Annotated in this window: 21 protein-coding genes and 1 pseudogene; 15 read left to right on the top strand and 7 right to left on the bottom strand. The window is 65.8% G+C overall.

From position 1 onward, the window contains the following. Nucleotides 1-38: 38 nt before the first annotated feature. Both AC5Y3Z_RS20660 and AC5Y3Z_RS20655 read right to left on the bottom strand, forming a co-directional pair. Entirely contained in the window at nt 39-821 is a 783-nt protein-coding gene (locus AC5Y3Z_RS20660; protein WP_463824282.1) for a DUF1906 domain-containing protein, read from the bottom strand. Between the two features lie 37 nt (nt 822-858). Continuing rightward, on the bottom strand, nt 859-1,662 hold the full coding sequence (locus AC5Y3Z_RS20655) for an enoyl-CoA hydratase-related protein (protein ID WP_463824281.1): 804 nt from the start codon (nt 1,660-1,662) through the stop codon (nt 859-861). A gap of 222 nt (nt 1,663-1,884) precedes the next feature. Here AC5Y3Z_RS20655 and AC5Y3Z_RS20650 point away from each other — a divergent pair, with 222 nt between their 5' ends. From AC5Y3Z_RS20650 to AC5Y3Z_RS20630, 5 genes are all read left to right on the top strand, one after another. Then, nucleotides 1,885-2,580: a cutinase family protein gene (locus tag AC5Y3Z_RS20650; protein ID WP_463824280.1), complete on the top strand. Its 696-nt coding sequence runs from the start codon at nt 1,885-1,887 to the stop codon at nt 2,578-2,580. Nucleotides 2,581-3,602: 1,022 nt separating this feature from the next. Continuing rightward, entirely contained in the window at nt 3,603-3,902 is a 300-nt protein-coding gene (locus tag AC5Y3Z_RS20645) for a PE family protein (protein WP_463824279.1), read from the top strand. A 30-nt stretch (nt 3,903-3,932) separates the two neighbouring features. Next, nucleotides 3,933-5,123: a PPE family protein gene (locus AC5Y3Z_RS20640; protein WP_463824278.1), complete on the top strand. Its 1,191-nt coding sequence runs from the start codon at nt 3,933-3,935 to the stop codon at nt 5,121-5,123. A 24-nt stretch (nt 5,124-5,147) separates the two neighbouring features. Next, the gene (locus AC5Y3Z_RS20635) at nt 5,148-6,332 is read left to right on the top strand and encodes a PPE family protein (protein ID WP_463824277.1); all 1,185 of its coding nucleotides are present in this window, start codon (nt 5,148-5,150) and stop codon (nt 6,330-6,332) included. Between the two features lie 63 nt (nt 6,333-6,395). Beyond that, the gene (locus tag AC5Y3Z_RS20630) at nt 6,396-7,199 is read left to right on the top strand and encodes a glycoside hydrolase family 16 protein (RefSeq protein ID WP_463824276.1); all 804 of its coding nucleotides are present in this window, start codon (nt 6,396-6,398) and stop codon (nt 7,197-7,199) included. A gap of 11 nt (nt 7,200-7,210) precedes the next feature. On the opposite strand, the gene AC5Y3Z_RS20625 is transcribed toward AC5Y3Z_RS20630, so the two are convergent. Next, nucleotides 7,211-8,260 (bottom strand): M48 family metallopeptidase, encoded by a 1,050-nt coding sequence (locus AC5Y3Z_RS20625; protein WP_463824275.1) that lies wholly within the window; start codon nt 8,258-8,260, stop codon nt 7,211-7,213. A 153-nt stretch (nt 8,261-8,413) separates the two neighbouring features. Beyond that, nucleotides 8,414-8,620: a hypothetical protein gene (locus tag AC5Y3Z_RS20620; protein WP_463824274.1), complete on the bottom strand. Its 207-nt coding sequence runs from the start codon at nt 8,618-8,620 to the stop codon at nt 8,414-8,416. A 257-nt stretch (nt 8,621-8,877) separates the two neighbouring features. On the opposite strand from AC5Y3Z_RS20620, the gene AC5Y3Z_RS20615 reads away from it, so the two are divergent. Genes AC5Y3Z_RS20615 through AC5Y3Z_RS20605 form a run of 3 tightly spaced genes read left to right on the top strand, consistent with a single transcriptional unit; the run spans nt 8,878 to nt 11,224 of the window. Then, on the top strand, nt 8,878-9,882 hold the full coding sequence (locus tag AC5Y3Z_RS20615) for an NADP-dependent oxidoreductase (protein ID WP_463824273.1): 1,005 nt from the start codon (nt 8,878-8,880) through the stop codon (nt 9,880-9,882). An 11-nt stretch (nt 9,883-9,893) separates the two neighbouring features. Then, nucleotides 9,894-10,790 carry a haloalkane dehalogenase gene (locus AC5Y3Z_RS20610; protein WP_463824272.1) on the top strand — a complete coding sequence of 299 codons (897 nt, stop codon included), beginning with the start codon at nt 9,894-9,896 and terminating at the stop codon, nt 10,788-10,790. A gap of 14 nt (nt 10,791-10,804) precedes the next feature. Beyond that, the gene (locus AC5Y3Z_RS20605; protein WP_463824271.1) at nt 10,805-11,224 is read left to right on the top strand and encodes a nitroreductase family deazaflavin-dependent oxidoreductase; all 420 of its coding nucleotides are present in this window, start codon (nt 10,805-10,807) and stop codon (nt 11,222-11,224) included. A gap of 156 nt (nt 11,225-11,380) precedes the next feature. Here the strand turns inward: AC5Y3Z_RS20605 and AC5Y3Z_RS20600 are convergent, their stop codons facing one another. Then, complete coding sequence (locus AC5Y3Z_RS20600) at nt 11,381-12,286, bottom strand: NAD-dependent epimerase/dehydratase family protein (protein ID WP_463824270.1); 906 nt, start codon at nt 12,284-12,286, stop codon at nt 11,381-11,383. 137 nt (nt 12,287-12,423) lie between these two features. On the opposite strand from AC5Y3Z_RS20600, the gene AC5Y3Z_RS20595 reads away from it, so the two are divergent. Further along, nucleotides 12,424-14,127, top strand: a complete 1,704-nt coding sequence (locus AC5Y3Z_RS20595; RefSeq protein WP_463824269.1) for a sensor histidine kinase — start codon at nt 12,424-12,426, stop codon at nt 14,125-14,127. Next, nucleotides 14,109-14,792, top strand: coding sequence for a response regulator (locus AC5Y3Z_RS20590; RefSeq protein WP_463824268.1), 684 nt, complete (start codon nt 14,109-14,111; stop codon nt 14,790-14,792). The genes AC5Y3Z_RS20595 and AC5Y3Z_RS20590 overlap by 19 nt, the downstream gene beginning before the upstream one ends. A 31-nt stretch (nt 14,793-14,823) precedes the next feature. Here the strand turns inward: AC5Y3Z_RS20590 and AC5Y3Z_RS20585 are convergent, their stop codons facing one another. Further along, complete coding sequence (locus AC5Y3Z_RS20585) at nt 14,824-15,150, bottom strand: PE family protein (RefSeq protein WP_463824267.1); 327 nt, start codon at nt 15,148-15,150, stop codon at nt 14,824-14,826. 342 nt (nt 15,151-15,492) lie between these two features. Here AC5Y3Z_RS20585 and AC5Y3Z_RS20580 point away from each other — a divergent pair, with 342 nt between their 5' ends. From AC5Y3Z_RS20580 to AC5Y3Z_RS20565, 4 genes and pseudogenes are all read left to right on the top strand, one after another. Beyond that, nucleotides 15,493-16,134, top strand: a complete 642-nt coding sequence (locus AC5Y3Z_RS20580) for a PE family protein (protein ID WP_463824266.1) — start codon at nt 15,493-15,495, stop codon at nt 16,132-16,134. Nucleotides 16,135-16,192: 58 nt separating this feature from the next. After that, nucleotides 16,193-16,453 (top strand): hypothetical protein, encoded by a 261-nt coding sequence (locus AC5Y3Z_RS20575; protein ID WP_463824265.1) that lies wholly within the window; start codon nt 16,193-16,195, stop codon nt 16,451-16,453. 19 nt (nt 16,454-16,472) lie between these two features. Further along, entirely contained in the window at nt 16,473-16,871 is a 399-nt protein-coding gene (locus AC5Y3Z_RS20570; protein ID WP_463824264.1) for an NYN domain-containing protein, read from the top strand. Nucleotides 16,872-16,938: 67 nt separating this feature from the next. Continuing rightward, nucleotides 16,939-17,819 (top strand): annotated as a pseudogene (locus AC5Y3Z_RS20565) (NAD(P)H-dependent flavin oxidoreductase). A gap of 6 nt (nt 17,820-17,825) precedes the next feature. Here the strand turns inward: AC5Y3Z_RS20565 and tpx are convergent. Beyond that, on the bottom strand, nt 17,826-18,323 hold the full coding sequence (gene tpx / locus AC5Y3Z_RS20560; protein WP_463824263.1) for a thiol peroxidase: 498 nt from the start codon (nt 18,321-18,323) through the stop codon (nt 17,826-17,828). A gap of 109 nt (nt 18,324-18,432) precedes the next feature. Here tpx and AC5Y3Z_RS20555 point away from each other — a divergent pair, with 109 nt between their 5' ends. Beyond that, the gene (locus AC5Y3Z_RS20555; protein WP_463824262.1) at nt 18,433-19,383 is read left to right on the top strand and encodes a GlxA family transcriptional regulator; all 951 of its coding nucleotides are present in this window, start codon (nt 18,433-18,435) and stop codon (nt 19,381-19,383) included. The last annotated feature ends 18 nt before the right edge of the window (nt 19,384-19,401 follow it).

The raw sequence follows: 19,401 nt of genomic DNA, 5'->3' as shown, positions 1-19,401 counted from the left end.
GGCACCCCGCGGAAAGTCCGCGGGGTGCCGTATTGCGCTCAGCGGTTCATGTCCCATTGCCCGTAGTCGGCCGCCAGGATGTCGTCCACGTCGACCTTGATTCCGCCCATCACCGGTCCATCGAGGATCCGCTGATACAGCACCGCCGCGGGCTCGCGTTGTCCGTGCGACCAGCCGATCGTCTGCCATGCCCATTTGTGGCCCGGGGTGGACGAGTTCCCGATGACGCCGTCGGCGATGGCCCATCCGCAGGTCTGGTAACTGCCGTAGATGCCGCTGCGGCCGACGCCGAGAACGGAGTTGATCCCCCGGAACCACTGCAGTGCAACGGTATTCCAGGTGTTCTGGTCGATGTCCTCGTCCACGCTGAAGAAGATCGGGGCCGACGGCGGGCCGCCCGCGGCGGCATGCAGGCTCTGCGCCGTCTTGGCGTCCGCCACGCCGCCGTCGTACCCGCGGGTGTAGTCCGAAGGCGAGTCGGGCCAGCCCGGCTTGCCGTATTGGTAGTTGCTGACGATGTGCAGGCCGGCCGCCCGCAGCGAGTCGGCGTATTGGCGGGTGATCGGTTTGGCCTCGAAGTGCGCGCCCGGCCGCTCCATGGAGACGTAGTTGACCACTCCCTCGTAGCCGGCCGCTTTGATCTCCTCCGGCGGGACCCGGCGCTCGGCGAAGTCGATCAATTGACCGCCCGCGGCCGACGCTTCGGGTATCCCTTGCGCGGCGGCCCACGTGCTCAGGCCGACGAGGACCGGTGCGGCTGCGTACTTGAAGGCGTCGCGGCGGGTGAGGTGTCTACCAGGTGATTCAGCCGACTCGTGCACCGCGCGATGGTAACAAAACGCGCCGCGCGCGCGGCCTTCATTGTCCGGTGAAATTTGGCCGCCTCTTGGCGGCGAAGGCCGACAAGCCCTCCTGCGCGTCGTGCGAACGCATCACCTCCCGGACGAAGCGTCGTTCGATCCGTCGGGCATCCGCGTCGTCGATCCATCCGCTGGCCAGGATGGAGGCTTTGGCGTTGCGCACCGCCAGCGGGCCGTTGGCGGCAATCCGGGCGGCGATCGCGCGGGCTTTGGCCAGCGACTGCCCAGTCGGCACGACGTGCCCCACCAGGCCGAAATGGTAGGCCTCGTCGGCGCTGAGCGGGTCGCCGGTCAGGATCATTTCCATCGCCTTGGTGTAGGGGATCTGGCGCTTGAGTCGGACGGTGGAACCAGCGCCCGCGATCATCCCGAATTTGGCTTCGGGCAACCCGAACACGGCGTGCCGTTCGGCGATTCGGATATCGGTCTGCTGCAACATCTCGCATCCGCCACCCAGACAGGGGCCGTTGACTGCGGCGATCAGCGGCTTGGCCAGCGATCGGCTCAGCAGCAGACCTTCGCTGATGATTGTTCCGGCCTCTTTGCGAGGCGCCGAGTCCGGATCGGACGGCTTGGCCGCGTTGACCATCCACCCGTCGGCCAAATCGCCGCCGACACAGTAGGAGTCACCGGCCCCGGTGAGGATCGCCGCCCGCACGCCGTCGTCAGCGTCGATCTCGTCCCAGGCCTGGGCCATCAAGGTGAGCATCGACGGCGTGAGGGCGTTCTTGCGCCGCGGATTGTTCATGGTCAGGATCACGACATCGCCGTCGCGTTCGTAGATCAGCTGCGGTTCGGTCATCGCGATGCCTTTCTTCCGTCGCCAGAGTTGGCCGACGGACCCGCTACACATGTGAAATCGGTTGTGGCGGTTGGATTTCGCCCGTCAGCACCCAGGCCATCCGCATCGGGTGTGCCGTTGTCGACCATCAGCCAAGTATCGTCCCCCGTCCCGGAAACACCAGTGCGTCCGGTTTGTCGACTAGTCGCGCGCCACCCGCGGGTGAGTCGCTACCATCTTGCTGTGCGCCGTCTATTTGCTCGCGAACCCTTTGCTAGGGCCTTGGCCGTTGTCGCGGTCGCGGTCGGGCTGCTGGTGGCGGGTGCCGTTCTGCCGGTCGGTACCCCGGGAGCGCCGCGATCCGCGTTTGCCGCGAATTGTTCGCAGGTGGAGGTGGTCTTCGCCCGCGGCCGACTCGAATCGCCGGGTCCCGGCGTCCTTGGCAACGCCTTCATCAACTCGCTCCGTTCCAAGATCGGAGGCCGCAGCATGGGCACCTATGCCGTCAGGTACCCGGCGGATACCGAAATCGACATCGGCGCCAACGACATGAGTCGCCATATTCAGAACACGATCAGCACTTGTCCGAACACGCGGGTGGTGCTGGGCGGCTACTCGCTGGGCGCTGCGGTCACCGACATCGTGCTCGCGGTGCCGATGAGCGCCTTCGGCTTCGACAGTCCCCTGCCGCCCGGCGCCGACGAGCACATTGCGGCGGTGGCCCTGTTCGGTAATGGCAGCCAGTGGGCCGGGCCGATCACGAACTTCAACCCGATCTACAACGACCGCACCATCGAGTTGTGCCACGGAGCGGATCCGATCTGCAACCCGGCCGACCCCAACACCTGGCAACAGAACTGGCCCGCGCACCTTGCAAGCGCGTACGTGGCGGACGGCATGGCCAACCAGGCCGCCGATTTCGTCGCCGGCAAGCTGTAGCCCGGCGGGGATGTCTGCGGCGCTACCGGCGTGCGGTGCGTCGTCGGGGCAAGGCGTCCCACCCACCGATGACTGCCCGCCGGAGACTAGTGCTCTGTTGGACTCGGCGGGCCAGGACTAGCACCGCAAGACCCGCCGCCGCCCTGCCCAGGGCCAATCGGCTGGTGCGCTTGTGCCAGGGCCGTTTCCCTCGCGTGCCGGCGCGCCGGCCGAACCGGTACCCGGTACCCAGCGCCGTCATCAGCGCGAAGCCAATCAGGAGCGCCGCCATGTTGATAGAGCGTCCACGGTTGCGATCGCGGCCTGATCTCAAACCAGGCACGCCTCGGCCACCAATTTCGTGGCGTCCAGCTAACGCAAAGCCACACGCCCGTGGGAGCTTTTAATAAAATCAGCCTGAGATAAAGATCCCGGTCGGCCGACTACGCTGGCGACCACGCTATACATAAACTCCTACTGAATTTATCCCTTGCGGATGCTATTTCATATGCGCGTGCTGCGCACTTCTATTAACATTTCGCGATTGCTGTGGTAAAACCTGGCGCGGCTGCGACAGGGAGCAGCCCAGTTCACTTTTCCGCCGCGCCGATGTCGCCAATCTGCCGCGAGCATGCGCACCGCGACAATCTTTCATGCCTGACGAGTTGTCCTGCGCGGGCCTAGTTACGACACCAAAACCGATGTAGGACAAGGTGACTGATCGAGCCGTTGCGCGGGCGTCGGCTGCGGGTTTGCGAGTGCCCCGGCAGCGGCCCGAGCAGCCCGGCACCCGCTGGGGCGCCCACTGGGGCTGCGCCCCGCGATTCTGCCATGCGAAACCGAGTATCGGCCGGACGAATCCTATGAAGTGTCTGTGACTAAAAATCAACATGAATGCTAGCTAAACGACAAGATCAGCGTCCGATTTCGAAATGGATACGTAGCTCCGGTCGGCACCAAGTCAATAGCGTGTCGTTTAACGACGCGACGACACACAGGCGTGTTTGCGTTCGATTTTTCCCAATGCCAGTTGGAGGAATTCTATGTCTTTCGTTCGCACTTATCCAGAGCACCTGACCGCTGCGGCCAGCAACCTGCAGTCGCTCGGCGCGGCATTGAACGTGGGCACCGCAGCGGCTGCGGCTCCCACCACGGGGGTGGTGCCCGCGGCCGCCGACGAGGTGTCGATCTTGACCGCAGCTCAATTCGCCACCCACGGTCAGCGATTCCAGGAGCTCAGTGCACAAGCAGCCCGGATCCAGGCGGCACTGGCTGCGACGCTGGGCACCAGCGGAAATTCCTACGCCGAGACCGAAGCGGCCAATGCCGCTGCGGCTGGCTGAGCGCGCCGAAGCACCAGGGGGTTACTGACGATGTTCGACTACGGATTGTTGCCGCCCGAGATCAACTCCGGGCGCATCTACGCAGGCCCGGGCGCGGGTTCGTTGGCCGCGGCCGCGGTGGCCTGGAGCGACTTGGCCGCCGACCTGCAGGCTGCGGCTACCGGGCATCGCTCGGTGATCGAAAGTCTGACCAGCGGCCCGTGGCTCGGGCCCGCCGCAGCGCACCTCGCGTCCGCCGTCTCGCCGTTCATCGCGTGGTTGAGCAACAGTGCTGATCAGGCGGCTGAGGCGGCAAGCCAGGCGAGCGCCGCCGTGGCCTCCTACGAGGCGGCATTCGCAGCCAGCGTCCCGCCACCATTGATCACGGCAAATCGCACCCTGGTCCAGGAGTTGATCACCTCGAACCTGCTGGGTCAGAACAGCGCCGCGATTTCGCAACTCGAAGCCCAGTACGCCGAGTTCTGGGCGCAGGATTCCCAGGCGATGTACTCCTATGCCACCAGGGCGGCCGCGGCCACGCAGTTGACCGAGTTGGCTGCGCCGGCCGAAGTCGCTGACCCGACCGGCCTCGTCGACCAGGCCATCGCGGTATTGAAAGCCGAGGGTCAAGCGGTCCAAACCCAGCTCAACGAGGTGGGCTCGTATGTGAGTCCACGTGTCGGCGACATCCTGAAGACACTGTCGGCACCGCTGAACGGCAACGGCGCCGCGATCGATCAGTGGTTGGTGGCCAATACGCCTCTCGATGACATACTCACGATTTTCAACAAGTATCTGCAGCCGTACGTCAGTTCGCTGGCTGCGATGATTCAGTCGACGCAGTCCTTCGGTCAGGTCAGCAACGGCCTGACCGCGATGGCGAACTTTGCCAAACCCGCGGCATCGGCGGCCAAGGCAGCCGAAGGCGCAGCCTCCGCAGCCGGCGCCGCCGCATCCGGAGCCGGTCAGGCCGCCGCCAGCGCCGCGGGCAACGCCGCCGGGGTGGCCGCGGGTCTGGGCAAGGCGATTCCGATCGGGGGGCTCTCCGCGCCGGCCAACTGGGTGCCGTGGCATGCCACCACCAACCCGGGGGTCGCCTCGGCGATCCCGGCTGCCGCCGAAGGCAACAGCTTTCCGATGGCTCCGCCATTCGGGCAGTTCGTCAACGGCGGCTACGGCCGGAACCAGCCGACCTACGGGTTCAAGCCGTCGGTCATGGCCAAGCCCCCCGCCGCCGGCTGACGCCCGGATTCACCGGACGAAGCCATGTTCGACTTTGGCCTTTTGCCGCCCGAAATCAATTCCGGGCGCATCTATACCGGGCCGGGCTCCGGCCCGTTGCTGGCCGCCGCGGCGGCGTGGAGTGGTCTGTCCGCTGACCTGCAAAGCGCCGCGGCGGGTCATCGGGCTGTCATCACCGGGCTGACCAGCAGCCCGTGGTTGGGGCCGGCCTCCGAGGCGCTGGTTGCGGCGGTGACGCCGTTCATCGCCTGGCTGGATCTGAGCGCCGACGAGTCCGCGCTGGCCGCCAGCCAGTCCTATGCCGCCGCAGCGGCATACGAAGCGGCGTTCACCGCGTCGGTGCCGCCGCCGGTCATCGCGGCCAACCGCGCGTTACTCGCTCTGTTGGTGGCGACGAATTTCTTCGGGCAGAACACCCCGGCGATCGCGGCGACCGAGGCGCTCTACCTGGAATTCTGGGCGCAGGATGCGGCGGCGATGTACACCTACGCCGGCAGCTCGGCGGCGGCGACCGAGTTGGCGGAGCTACCGGCACCTGCTGAAGTGGTGGACCCCACGGGGTTGGTCGACCAGGCCATCGCGGTCGTCAAGTCCGAGGGACAACTGATTCAGACTCAACTCGACAACCTGGGATCGCAGTTGAGCCCGCGGGTCGCCGACGTGCTCAAGACGCTTTCGGCGCCCCTGAACGGCAACGGCACCACCATCGACCAGTGGCTGATAGCCAACACGCCGTTGGACGACATCGTCCCGCTGTATTCCAAGTACGTCACCCCGTACGTCTCGTCGATCACCGCGGTTTTCCAGTCCGGTCAGGCCCTCGGCCAGGCCAGCAGCGGTTCTATCGCGATCACCAATTTCCTGGGCCCCGCGGCCAAGGCAGCCGAAGGTGCCGCCAAGGCCGCGGGTGCAGCCGCTGCGAATATCGGTACGAAGGTCAGCAGCGTGACGGCAAGTCTGGGCAGGTCGGTTCCGCTCAGCGGGTTGTCGGTGCCGGCGAGCTGGACCACCGCCACCGGCGCTTCGGGTGCGACGGCTGCCGGGAACGCAGTCCCGGCCGCCTTGGAGACGACGCCCGTGGGTGCCGCCGTCGGCAGCGGTCCGATGGCGCCGCCGTTCGGCCAGTTCTTCAATGCCGGCAACGGCCGCAAGACGCCGACATACGGGCACCGATTGACGTTCATGACCCGGCCGCCGGCGGCCGGCTGACGATCCGGTGGGCTGCCCGTGAACTTTCACCACGCTCGTCGTGGCTGCTAGGGTGCCTTGCTAATGCCTGGAATGGATCGTCGCCACATGCTCAAGATGGCGGGCCTGCTGACCGGTGCCGCGCTGAGCGCGGTACCCGCTCCGAAGGTCGCGGCAGCGCCCAGCGGTGCCGGGACCTACCTCTTCCACGACGAGTTCGACGGTCCGGCCGGCTCAGCTCCCGATCCGGCCAAGTGGACGGTGTCCAAAGCTCGCGAGACGATGAAGGACCCGACGTACTGGGAGTTGCCCGAGCATGTCGGGCAATACCGCGATGACCGACAGAACGTATTCATCGACGGCAACTCCAATCTCGTCATTCGTGCGGCCAAGGACGGCAATACCTACTACGGCGGCAAGATCTTCAGCCCCTGGCAGGGCGGCATCGGGCACACCTGGGAAGCCCGGATCAAATTCGACTGCCTGACTCCTGGTGCGTGGCCCGCGTTCTGGCTGTCCAGTGACGCCGAGGGTGAGATCGACATCGTCGAGTGGTACGGCAACGGCAAGTGGCCGGCGGCTACCACCGTGCACGCGAAAGCGAACGGCTCGGAGTGGAAAACGCACAATCTCGCGCTGGACAGCGCATGGCACACCTGGCGAGTCCAGTGGGACGACACCGGAATGCGGTTCTGGCAGGACTACAGCGATGGTGCGGCGCCGTACTTCACGGTGCCGGCGAACTCCCTGGCTGACTGGCCGTTCAACAACCCCGGCTACCAGGTGTTCCCGATCCTGAACCTGGCTGTCGCCGGTTCGGGTGGTGGCGATCCGGGGCCGGGCACCTACCCCGCGCAGATGCTCGTCGACTACGTGCGCGTCTGGTAGCTGTCGGCGGTTCAGGTGCCTGGTTTCTGCCGCCACTCGTTGATCTTGCGGCCCAAGGAATCAGCCGCGCTGGTCGCAGCCCGGCCCACGCCGTCGACGATGCCGCCGAGACCGTCGCGGATGCCTTTGATCAGCGGGTCGTCGGACTGGTCGAAACCGTCCTTGTATTGGCGGGCCGCCTCGCCGAGGTCCTCAGCGAACGAGGCGTTGTCGTCGTCGACCCTGCGGGGATAGTCGCCGGCCAGTATCTTGGCGTAGCCGCCGGTGTCGACCCACTGAGTCAAGGCGGCGGCGCGCAGTACCGAGAACGGGTGGGTCTGCAACTCCAAGTTGAGCAGTTTGAGCACCCCGTCGCGCATCTCGCCGGCCTTTTCGTACTCGCGTGCCTGGGCCAGGAAAGCCTGCGAGTCCAGTTTGTCCAGTCGATTTCCGCCGGCGAGCTTCATTTGGACGCGGATCGCGGTGTCCAGGTCCTGGCTGCACAACAGCCCGGCACGGTCGCCGGACAGCTCGGACTTGCGCTGCCATTCCAGTAGCGCCGCGACGATCGCCCTTAGCGCCCAACCGCCGATCGGCATGAAGCCGAAGGACCGCGTCAGCCGCATCAGATGCATCATCATCGTGCGGTACACCGCGTGACCGGACAATGCGTGGCCGAGTTCGTGGCCGATGACGAAGCGCAGCTCGTCGTGGGTCATCAACTCGTACAGCCCAGAGGTGAGCACGATGAACGGCTCGTCCATCCCGATCGTGTAGGCGTTGGCCTCGGGTGACTGGATCACGAATAGCTCCGGCTTGCCGGGCGCGTCGAGGACGTCAGTGCACTGTTCGAGCAATACGTCGAGGTCGGCGAACTGGCGGGATTCCACTCGGGCGGCGCTGGCCAGGTACAACAGCCGGTGTTGTCGTTCCCTCAGCGCGCTGGACAGCAGCTTGAGTATCTGGTCGAAACCCTTGAGCCGTCGCAGCGCCGACAAGGCAGCTCGGTCGGCGGGATGCTCCCAGGCCCGGGAACTGATCCCGGTAAATGCGGCGCGCATGGTGGCCGGCGTATCGGGCATGCTGGTCTCCCCTGGTTGTCCGCAACAGGATAGAGGGGTGACGCGCTGCGAATTCCGCAGCAAATCCGTATGTGCGGCGGTGAGCCGTCCCGCCGAAGGAGATACAGTTCGTCAGATGGTGCGCAGAAGTGCGCGCGATGTCGAGCGCGGGTACTAAGCGGGCTCGTTGGCGGTGCGGTAGCGCCGAGCGCCGTGGCCGTCGGCCTGTGGAATCTGCCCCGCGGCGAGCGCGCGCTGCCTGCCGATATAAGCCGGGTGGCGACGCATCGCGTCTTGGAGCTGGCGCTCCCGACGCTGAGCTGCAGTCCAGAGCGGGTGCGATTGGAGGTCGATCACCGTCGCACCTGATGCATTCGCCACGATTGTCAACTCCTTCTAGATTCCCCGAGCGATGATTTGACTTGCCTCTTGTTGCTCTGCTACGCAAGCATGCCCAGCAAAGCTGTGACCTAACCGTGTCAGAAGATGAGAATTTGCCGTGAATTTGCAATCGGGCAGTTATCTGCATCACTCATGGCACGTTGCCGTGCGCTGATTTGAGCCGGTTTCTGACATAGCTCACGTTGTAGCACTCACCGGTGACAAGTCCCCGAGCTGCGATGGGTACCGTTTCGCTCATGGCCAACCGACGTTTTCTGCTGCGCGAACGCCCCACCGGACGCATCGGACCGGACACCTTCGAGCTCAGTGAGCAACCGGTCCCCGACATCACCGACGGGGAGGCGCTGGTCCGGGTCGACTGGATTTCACTCGACCCGACCAACCGCATGTGGATCACTGACACTCCGACCTACCTTCCTCCGGTCGGCATCGGCGAAGTCATGCGGGCCGGCGGCATCGGCGAGGTCGTCGCGTCGAACAACCCCAACTATTCGGTCGGCCAGATCGTGCAGGGGCTGGTCGGCTGGCAGGAGTACGTGGTCGCGTCCGACACCACGCCGTTGATGCCGGTCGAGGTTGCCGACGGCGTCTCCCCCAGCGCCTACATGGGCGCGCTCGGGATGACCGGGCTGACCGCCTGGATCGGCATCCGGGACATCGGCAAGCCGAAGCCCGGTGAGACGGTGGTGGTATCGGCGGCCGCCGGTGCGGTGGGTTCGGTGGCCGGCCAACTCGCCAAGGCGGACGGTGCTCGCGTCGTCGGGATTGCCGGCGGCCCGGAGAAGTGCGCGCTGTTGACCGACCAACTGGGCTTCGACGCCGCTGTCGACTACAAAGCCGACGACTGGAACGCCCAGTTGGCCGCGGCGACGCCCGACGGCATCGACATCGACTTCGAGAATGTCGGCGGCGACATCATGGACGCCATCTTCGCGCGCCTGAATATCGGTGCGCGGGTTGCGTTGTGCGGCCTGATATCGGGGTATAACGATGCCTCACCACCGCCCGGGCCGCGTGCGTTCGGCAACTTGCTCATCCAGCGCGCGACCGTGCAGGGTTTCATCGTCCTGGACCACTTCGGCCGCGCACCCGAGGCGATCAGTGAGATCGCCGGATTGATCGCCGATGGCAAACTCACCCCGCTGGAGACGGTGGTGGAAGGCTTCGAGCAGTTGCCGACAGCGATCAACATGCTCTTCGACGGCAAGAACGTCGGCAAGCTTATGGTGAAAATCACCTAGAGGCGTCCTGGATGCCCATTTCCGAGGTGTACCGCACCCCCGACGCGAGGTTTGAGGGCCTGCCCGGATACGACTTCGCGCCGAACTACTGCGATGTCGACGGTCTGCGGTTGCACTATCTCGACGAAGGTCCGCGCGACGGGTCGCCGATCGTGTGCTTCCACGGCGAGCCGAGTTGGGCGTTCCTGTATCGCACGATGCTTCCGCCGCTGGTCGCTGCCGGGCACCGGGTGATCGTGCCCGATCTCGTCGGATTCGGACGCTCCGACAAGCCCACCGACCGCCGTTGGTATACCTACGACCGGCACAGCGAGTGCATCGCCACAGTGCTCGGCGCACTTGATATCGACGATGCCACCGTGGTCGTTCAGGACTGGGGCGGTCCGATCGGGTTGCGGTGGGCGGTGCAGAACGCGGCCAGGGTCCGCGCGCTCATGATCATGAACACCGGCCTGTTCACCGGCCGGGTCTCGAAAGGATTCATGGCCTGGCGCGACTTTGCCGAGAAGAACTCGGATCTGCCGGTCGGCTTCGTCATTCAGACCGGCACCACAACCGAGTTGCCCGACGATGTGGTTGCCGCATATGACGCGCCGTTTCCGACCGTCGAGTCGAAAGCGGGTGCCGCCCAGTTCCCGCTGCTGGTCCCAATTACTGACGATGCGCCCGGCGTCGAGCAGATGCGGATGGTCACCGACGAGCTGTCGCGCTGGAATAAGCCTGCACTGGTAGCGTTTTCGGATACCGACCCGGTCTTCCCCTACCCCAGATCGGGACAACTGTTCTGCGATCTGATTCCTAGTGTTGACGAACAGGTACGCATCGAGGGTGCGGCGCACTTCCTGCAGGAGGACCGCGGGGAGCAACTCGCCGACGTTCTGTCGAGCTTCATCGTTGAAAACGGTTGATCAAGCAGATCGAGATGGCAGATAAGCCCGAGGTGTCAGGAAACGCTGACATCATCAAGGAGTTCCGCGCAAACGGGGGCAAGGTCGGCGGGCCGTTCGAAGGAGCCACGTTGCTACTTCTGCACACCACCGGGGCCAAATCCGGCGCGGAGCGCGTCAACCCGGTGATGACGTTCGACATCGACGGCAAACGCTTCATCGTCGGCTCGTACGCCGGCGCCGACGTGGATCCCGCCTGGCTACACAACCTGCGGGCACACCCGCAGGCGCACATCGAAATCGGCACCGACGCCTACGACGTGCAGGCCCGCGAATTGCCGCGTGACGAGCGTGACGACATCTACCCGCGCATCGTCGAGCAGGCGCCGGGCTTCGGCGGGTACCAGCACCAGACCGACCGCGTCATCCCGGTCATCGAATTGCAGCGGATCTGACTCTCCGTGGGATCGGCTCATTCTGCACCCAACCCTGGGCTGCTTCGATCTACTGACGAAAGCGGGCCTGCATTGCCGATGAGCGACGCGCGAACAGCCGAATACGTTCGGCTGCAGCGGAGTCGGAGTCCCACACTCGGTACAGGTACGAGTCCCCTATGCCTCAACGAGATCCGGATGGAACTTGGCCGCCATGCGACGCAAGCCGTCGTGCCAGTCCACCGTGCTGCCGGTGCCGGTCAGCTCGTGCAGGAAGGTCACGTCCACGGGGTTGCCGCGGAGTGCCTGGTCGCTCTCGTGGAACGTCGGCTCGCGACCGACGAGCGTGCCGAGGTAGCCGCACCAGTCCTGGATGCTGACCATCTGGTCGCCGGCCCAGTTCACCGTGATGGCCGGAACCGATGCCGCAGCAAGCAGTTTCGGGATGGTGGCGATGATGTCATCCTGGTGGATCGGGTTGTAGAGTGCCGGGCCGCCGGGCGGGACCGGGATCGGGATGCCGCCCAGCATCATCTCCATGTGGTAGAACGGCCAGCCACCGTTGTCGCCGTACGGAACGTTGAGGCGGGCGATCGTGGTCGGCACTCCGAGGATGCGCGCGGTGGTGCGCGCGACGGCCTCACCGGCGATCTTGGAGATCGAATAGGTGGGGAACAGAGGTTTGTGGTTGTCGCCCAGGGCCGCGCGCTCGGTGCGTACTTCGTCGTCGGGCGGGTCGTAGACAGCCGCAGAAGAGCAGTGCAGGAACGCTTTTGCGGTGCGGCAGTGGGCCATCAACAGGCCGACGGATTCAGCGTTGGCGCCCAGATCCTTATCCCACCGTCCGCTCTTGGCCACCGCCAGATTGAGCACATAGTCGAAGTCTGAGGGCAGCGCGGTGAAATCTCCGGCGGCCAGATTGACTGTCTCGCAGCGCACGCCGGCCTGCTCGAGGCGGGTGCGCGCGACCGGGTCGGTGAACCGGGCGATGCCCCACACCTCGTTGTCGGCCGCCAGGGCCTGGGCGATCGGGGCGGCAACCTGGCCGGTGGCCCCGGTGATCAGGATCTTCGAGTCACGCATGGGCCGATCGTAGGGCAGCCGCCGGTATCGAATTCATGGACGCCCGCCGGGACCAGACCTATCCCGAAGGGTCCTGACATCTCTAGCAGCCAGCGACTTTTGCGCATTCTGCTCAGCTAACGTGGTAGCGTCCCCTCATGCCCACCCGGGGGCGCATCGACCTGCGGCTCGCCAGCCGCATCCTGCTGCTGCAACTGGTCCTGGTCACCCTGACCCTGATCGTCGCGTTCGTGTTGTTCGCTCAGTTCAACCGGCACCGCCTGGACCTTCAATACGGGGTTCACGCAATGGATATCGCCCGCGTCGTGGCGTCATCCCCGACCGTGCTGAATACGATCTCGCGCTACGACGCCACCCCGGTGTCCGCCGACCCTGCGACCGTCGACGAACTCGCAGCCGGTCCGCTGCAGACCGTCGCTTCCCGGGTCCAGCAGCGCACCCACGTCTTGTTCGTCGTCATCAGCAACGCCGACGGCATCCGGCTGGCGCACCCCCACCGCGACGAACTGGCCCGCCGGGTCAGCACAGATCCCGGCCAGGCGCTCGCGGGACACGAACAGGTTGTTCATGAGTCAGGCACGCTCGGACGTTCCATCGTCGCCAAAGTGCCGGTGGTGGAACCGGGCAGCACTCGAGTGCTGGGCATGGTCAGCGTCGGTATCTCCACCAAGGCTTTCGACGAGCAGTTTTCCAAGAACCTGCGCGTACTCGCGCCGCTGGGCGGCGCGGCCCTGCTGATCGGCGTCGTCGGCTCGGTGGCCCTGGCGCGGCGATGGCGTGGGCTCACCCTGGGTCTGCGGCCGGCGGAAATGGCGGAGCTGGTCCGTACCCAGGCGGCCGTGTTGCACGGCATCGGTGAGGGGGTGCTGGCCACCGACCAGGGCGGCAGCATCACGTTCGTCAATGACGAGGCCTGCCGACTGCTGCAGATCGGGAACGAACTCGGGAGGAATATCGTCGAAATCGGTTTGACACCACGTGTTCTCGACGTGTTCAAAGCTGCCTCGGAGCAGGCCGCGACCGCGCCGACTCTGGCCACCGTCGGTCAGCGCATCGTCGTTGTCTCGGCGCGGAAGGTGCAGCGCGATGGCCGCGAGTTGGGAACCGTGCTGGTGGTACGCGACCGCACCGATGTCGAGTCGCTCACCCGGCAACTCGACGCGGTGCAGGTGATGAGCACCGCGTTGCGGGCACAGCGCCACGAATTCGCCAACCGGCTCCATCTGCTGAACGGACTGCTGCACACCGGCCATGTCCAGGAGGGTCTGCAATATTTGGAGGAATTGCTCGGTTCTGGTCCGCTCGGTTCGGCGGTTCCCGGCCTCGAAGCGATTCACGACACGCATCTGCAGGCATTTCTGGCGGCGAAGGCGGCGACCGCGCGCGAGGCCGGTGTCACGCTGGTGATCGGCGAGAACACCTGGGTATCGGGCCGGCTGGAACTGCCGGTGGACGTGACCACCGTGGTGGGCAACCTGGTGGACAACGCCATCGACGCTGCCCGTGCCGGCAACAACGCCCGCAAGGAAGTGGAAGTCGAGCTGCTGCAGGAAGATTCGACGCTGCACATTACGGTCGCCGATAGCGGTGACGGGGTGGCCGGCGACTTCGTCGAACAGCTTTTCACCGAGGGCACCTCAACGAAGCCGGACTCCGGGATACCGGGTGGGCGCGGCATCGGACTGGCGTTGTCGCGGCAGATCAGCCGCGCGCTGGGTGGCGACCTGTGGCTGGCGAGTCCGGGGAATCCGGTTGCCGGACAACGGCTCAACGGGGCCGAGTTCATCGCCCGGCTTCCGGGTGTGATGACTGAGGAGGAGCAGTGGGCAGCGCAGACCTGACCGTGTTGGTGGTCGACGACGACTTCCGGGTCGCCAACATGCATGCCGGAATCGTCGATGCCATGCCAGGTTTCACGGTGGTCGCCAGTGCCAACACGCTCGCGGCGGCTCGCGAGGCGGCAGCCGTCGACCTGGCACTGGTCGATGTGTACCTGCCTGACGGCTCCGGCGTCGACTTCGTGCGCGAATTGAGCAGCGACGCAATGATGTTGACGGCGGCTACCGAGGCCAAGACGATCCGCGCCGCGTTGGCCGCCGGCGCGCTGACGTATCTGGTCAAGCCGTTCCCTACCACTGAATTGGCCGCCCGGCTCGCCGGCTATGCCCGCTACCGGAAGATCCTGTCCAGCCCCAATCTGGGTGCCAGTGACGTCGATGCCGCGCTGGAGGCGTTGCGGCCCAGGGTTGCCGCGGTCCAGTCGTCCACCGCTGTGGCCTCCCCCACCAAGAAACTGGTGGTGCAAGCGCTGCAAGCTGCGTCCACGCCGATGTCGGCGGCCGAGGTGTCCGCGGCGATCGGCATCTCGAGGGCTACCGCCCAGCGGTACCTGGCCTCGCTGGCCACCACCGGGGAGGTCTCCGTCGGGCTGCGCTACGGAACCACCGGTCGTCCCGAGCAGGAATTCTCTGCGAATGCCAACCGCGCGGCTCGGATTCCGCACTGAGAATTGCGGGCAGTCACCACCGGCTCGGCAATTATTCGCCGATCCAGGGATTCGACATCGGAATGGCCACAGAATTGGCGGCCATTTGGTCGACGGCGGTGTAGGTCTGCGCGATCTGGGTCAATGCCGCACCGGCCCGGATGAGTTCTTGCTGGGCCGCCCGGTGCAAGTCCAACATCGCAGCGGCCTCGGCGTGAAATGCCATGACTGCCTGCACCGACACCTCGTCGGCGCCGGCCGGGGCGAGCCCGGTCACCGACATGCCCGCCCGGTCCCCGGCCTGCAGGGAACTGATGCCGATCTGGACCACCTGGCCGCCAATGTCGCCGACGACCGGATGAAATGTCATGGTCTGCATGTGTGTACTCCTGATTTCCTGCAGTGCAGAATTTCCTCCGCGTTTTGAAATCGGCGACTCTGCCATTCGGCACCGCGACAATTGCGATGCGTGCTGAGATCGAAACTAGGGGGCCGATACCGACATGTCCCGCTTGTGGGCGATAGTCGGAATAAGCGACGATTCTGCGGTTTTGCGCATTGTGCTCATGGTCTCGAAAAGGTGCATCCGGGTGGCCAGGAGCACCTTAGAATTGATGTGTTATAGCGCGGTGACCTGATGAGGGTGACCCGTCACGCGCGGCCCCGCCGCGCTTGCGATCACCATGTCGGAGTCGCCTACAGAACACAGGAGCAGCACGCAATGGCAATGGATTCCCTGTCCCACAATCCTGCCGCCGGTGATATCGGTTCGCAGCTGGTCGACATCGGTAGCCAGGGCATCAGCGCCGCCTCGACCGCAGCCATGTCGGTGCTGAGCGGGCTCATCCCCGCCGGCGGTGAAGAGGTGTCAGCGCAAGCGGTGCTCGCCTTCGCGCAGGAAGCTGCCACCATGCTGGCCTCCAACACCGCCGCTCAGGAAGAGTTGATGCGCACCGGGACTGCGCTGACCGATATCGCGCGCATGTACGGCGAGTCCGACGACGTCGCTGCGGGCGCGCTGGCGTTCAGTTCGACGCCGATGTCCAGGTTGGCCTCGATGAGCGGTGTGAGCGGCAGCGGAGTGGCCAGCGCAGCGGCGTTGCAGAGCCCGCTGAGCGCGGCCGCCGGGAGCCCGGTGGTTGCCGGCGTCGCTGAAGCAGCGTCGTCGCCGATGACATCGGCGGTGGCCGGCGCGGGCTCGTCGGCGATGGGTGGGGGTGCCCCCCTGGGAAGCGGAATGGGTGCCGGCGCACCCGCCGGTGGCGCCTCGAAAGCGGGATTGGCGTCCGCCAACGGGCCGAATGAGAATCAGGACGACGACCGTCGGGAGGTTACCGACGACGCCGCTGAGCGCCTGCTCTGAGCGTGACGGCGGTCTCCTACGCTGGGGGGCTGACACTCGATCGCGAAGGAGCGATGTTGTGACCGACGAACCTGACATGGTTTCCATCCTGCGGAACATGAAGGTCCCCGAGCGGATGACCGGCAGCCAGGCGTTGCGCAACTTTCTGCTTGTCTACGTCGACGACGAAGAGTCGATCGAAAACAACCCGGAACGACTCAAACAGCTCAACGGACTGATGATTCTGTCTCAACTGGAAGTCATCAATGCCTTGGGCGTCATGGAGGAGAACGTCCAGGCTCAAGTCGCCCAGCGGTCCCGCAAACGCAGGTGGTTATAAGCGTCTCGTACCGTGAGGTGTGCGCTGGATCATCGACGGGATGAATGTGATCGGCTGTCGCCCCGACGGATGGTGGAAAGACCGCCAGCGCGCCATGACCGTGCTGGTGCAGCGACTCGAGAAGTGGGCGCCGCCGGCAGACCGGGTGACGGTGGTCTTCGAACGCCCGCCGGCCACCGCGATCGGGTCCTCGGTGATCGATGTGGCGCATGCACCCAGGGCGGCGAACTCAGCCGACGACGAGATAGTCCGGCTGGTGCAGGCAGCCGCCCGACCCGGCGAGATTCGTGTCGTGACATCGGACAAGGGGCTGGCCGACCGCGTCCGCAGTCTCGGTGCGTCCGTGCACCGAGCGGAGAGTTTTCGCGACCTCATCGATCCACGCGGCGCCGAATCCGGAGGCTCACATCGTGATTGACAGGGCCCGGACTACGAACCGGGTCGCGGCGCTCGCGCGGATCGCTATCCCGATCATGCAGGCGCCGATGACCTACATCGCCGGTGCGCAACTGGCCGCGGCGGTGTCCAACGCCGGTGGTCTCGGCATCATCGAGACCACCTCCGAGCAGGGCCGGGCCGATCTGCGCCGGGTGCGCGACCTCACCGACCGGCCGGTCGGGGCCAACATCGCGCTGCTGTTCAACCGCGACCCGGCCATGGTAGATCTGTTGGTAGACAACGGAATCGCTTCGTGACCACTTCAGCCGGGGGCCCCGCGCTGTTCACTGCTCGCCTGCACGACGCGGGTATCACCGTCTTTCACGTGGTGGGTACCCTGGCTGCCGCCCGGAAAGCCGTCGACGCCGGCGTGGACGGCCTCATCGTCGAAGGTGTCGAGGGCGGTGGCTTCAAGAACCGGTTCGGCGCCTCGACCATGGTGCTGTTGCCGTTGGTCGCGGCCCACGTCGACATCCCGATCGTGGCGGCGGGAGGCATCTGCGATGCGCGGTCGATGGCCGCCGCGCTCGTCCTCGGGGCGGAAGGCGTGCAGATGGGCACCCGGTTACTGGCCTCGGCGGACTCGCCGGTGCACGGCAACCTCAAGGAGGCGGTGGTGCGCGCCGACGAGACGGGCACCGTGCTGCTCCCCCTGGACGGCAGAAGAATGATGCGGGTCATCCGCACCGCTGCTGCCGAAAAGCTGGACGCTTCAGCGTCTTTGGCCGAGGGCAGTGCCGCCCTGCAGCGGGTGCAACGGCTTTACTTCGACGGCGACATGGACGCCAGTGTCGCCAACACCGGTCAGGTCGCCGGCCGTATCGAGGATCTGCCGTCGGCCGCCGACATCATCACCGCGATGTGGGCCGGCTGCCGGGAGGTGCTGACCGCGACCGCAGACCGGCTGGACAGGTCCTCGCGGGGTTAGGCCGGATTACCCGCCCAACGCGGCCAGCGCCGCGTCGTAGTCGGGCTCCTGCGCGATCTCAGGCACCAACTCGGTGTAGGCGACCTTGCCGTCGGCACCGATCACCACGACGGCGCGGGCCAGCAGTCCGGCCATCGGACCATCGGCGATGGTGACGCCGTAGTCCTCGCCGAAACTGTCCCGGAACGCCGATCCTGTCGTCACGTTCTCGGTGCCCTCGGCACCGCAGAACCGCTTCTGCGCGAACGGCAGGTCCTTGGATACGCACACCACCGATGCCCCGGTGGCGCCGGCGCGCTCATTGAACGTCTTCACGCTCTTGGCGCAGACCGGTGTGTCGACCGAGGGAAAGATGTTGAGCAGCACGGATTTACCGTTGAACTGATCGCTGCTGACCGGGCCCAGATCGCCACCGGTCAGGGTGAAGTCAGGTGCCGGGGACCCGACGGCGGGAAGCTCGCCGACGGTGTTGATCGCATTTCCGCGCAAGGTTATCTGTGCCATGCCCACAGTCTGCCAAGGTGCCGGCCCGGGGCTGTGCCCGGGTCCGCATGTCTTATTTTGTTGGCACCATGGCGTAGACGACATGGTTTTGTTGGCCAAGACTGAGGCCATGGCACGAAAAATCGTGATCGTCGGCTTCCCGGGGGTGCAGGCGCTCGATGTGATCGGGCCCTACGAAGTGTTCACCGGCGCTTCGTTGCTGACCGAAGGCGGATACGACGTCGTGGTGGCCGCGGCCAATGGACAACCGGTCACCACGGCCACCGGGCTGGGCTTCACCGCCGCGCCCCTTCCCGCCCCGCGCGAACGCATCGACACCGTGGTGCTGCCCGGTGGTGGCGGCGTCGACGCCGCACGGGCCGACGCCGGATTCGTGGACTGGATCAAAGCAGTGGCCCGGACCGCACGACGCGTCGTCACCGTCTGCACGGGAGCATTCCTGGCCGCCGAAGCCGGATTGTTGGACGGGCATCGGGCCACCACACACTGGGCGTTCGCCGACCGGTTGGCCACAGAGTTCCCGAACATCGAGGTCGATCCCGACCCGATCTTCGTGCGCAGCAGCGAACGGATATGGACAGCCGCCGGTGTCGCCGCGGGCATCGACCTGGCGCTGTCGCTGGTCGAGGACGACCACGGCACCGAGATTGCGCAGACGGTGGCCCGCTGGCTGGTGCTCTATCTGCGCCGGCCCGGGGGCCAGACCCAGTTCGCCGCACCGGTGTGGATGCCGCGCGCGAAACGGACGTCGATCCGCGACGTGCAGGAGGCCATCGAGTCCGAGCCCGGCGCATCGCACAGCGTCGAGGATCTGGCCCGGCGGGCGGCGATGAGCCCTCGGCATTTCACCCGGGTGTTCACCGAGGAAATCGGTGAGGCGCCCGGGCAGTACGTCGAGCGGATCCGCACCGAGGCCGCGCGTCGTCAGTTGGAGGAGACCGACGACACCGTCGTGGCAATCGCTTCGCGCTGCGGATTCGGGACGGCGGAAACCATGCGGCGCAACTTCATTCGCCGGGTCGGCATCCCGCCCGACCAGTACCGCAAAGCGTTTGTCTGACCCGTAACCACACGCTAG

It is taken from the genome of Mycobacterium sp. NGS61 (assembly GCF_059812325.1).
The sequence above is the reverse complement of the archived record's forward strand: the minus strand, read 5'-3'. Positions and strand labels throughout refer to the sequence as shown.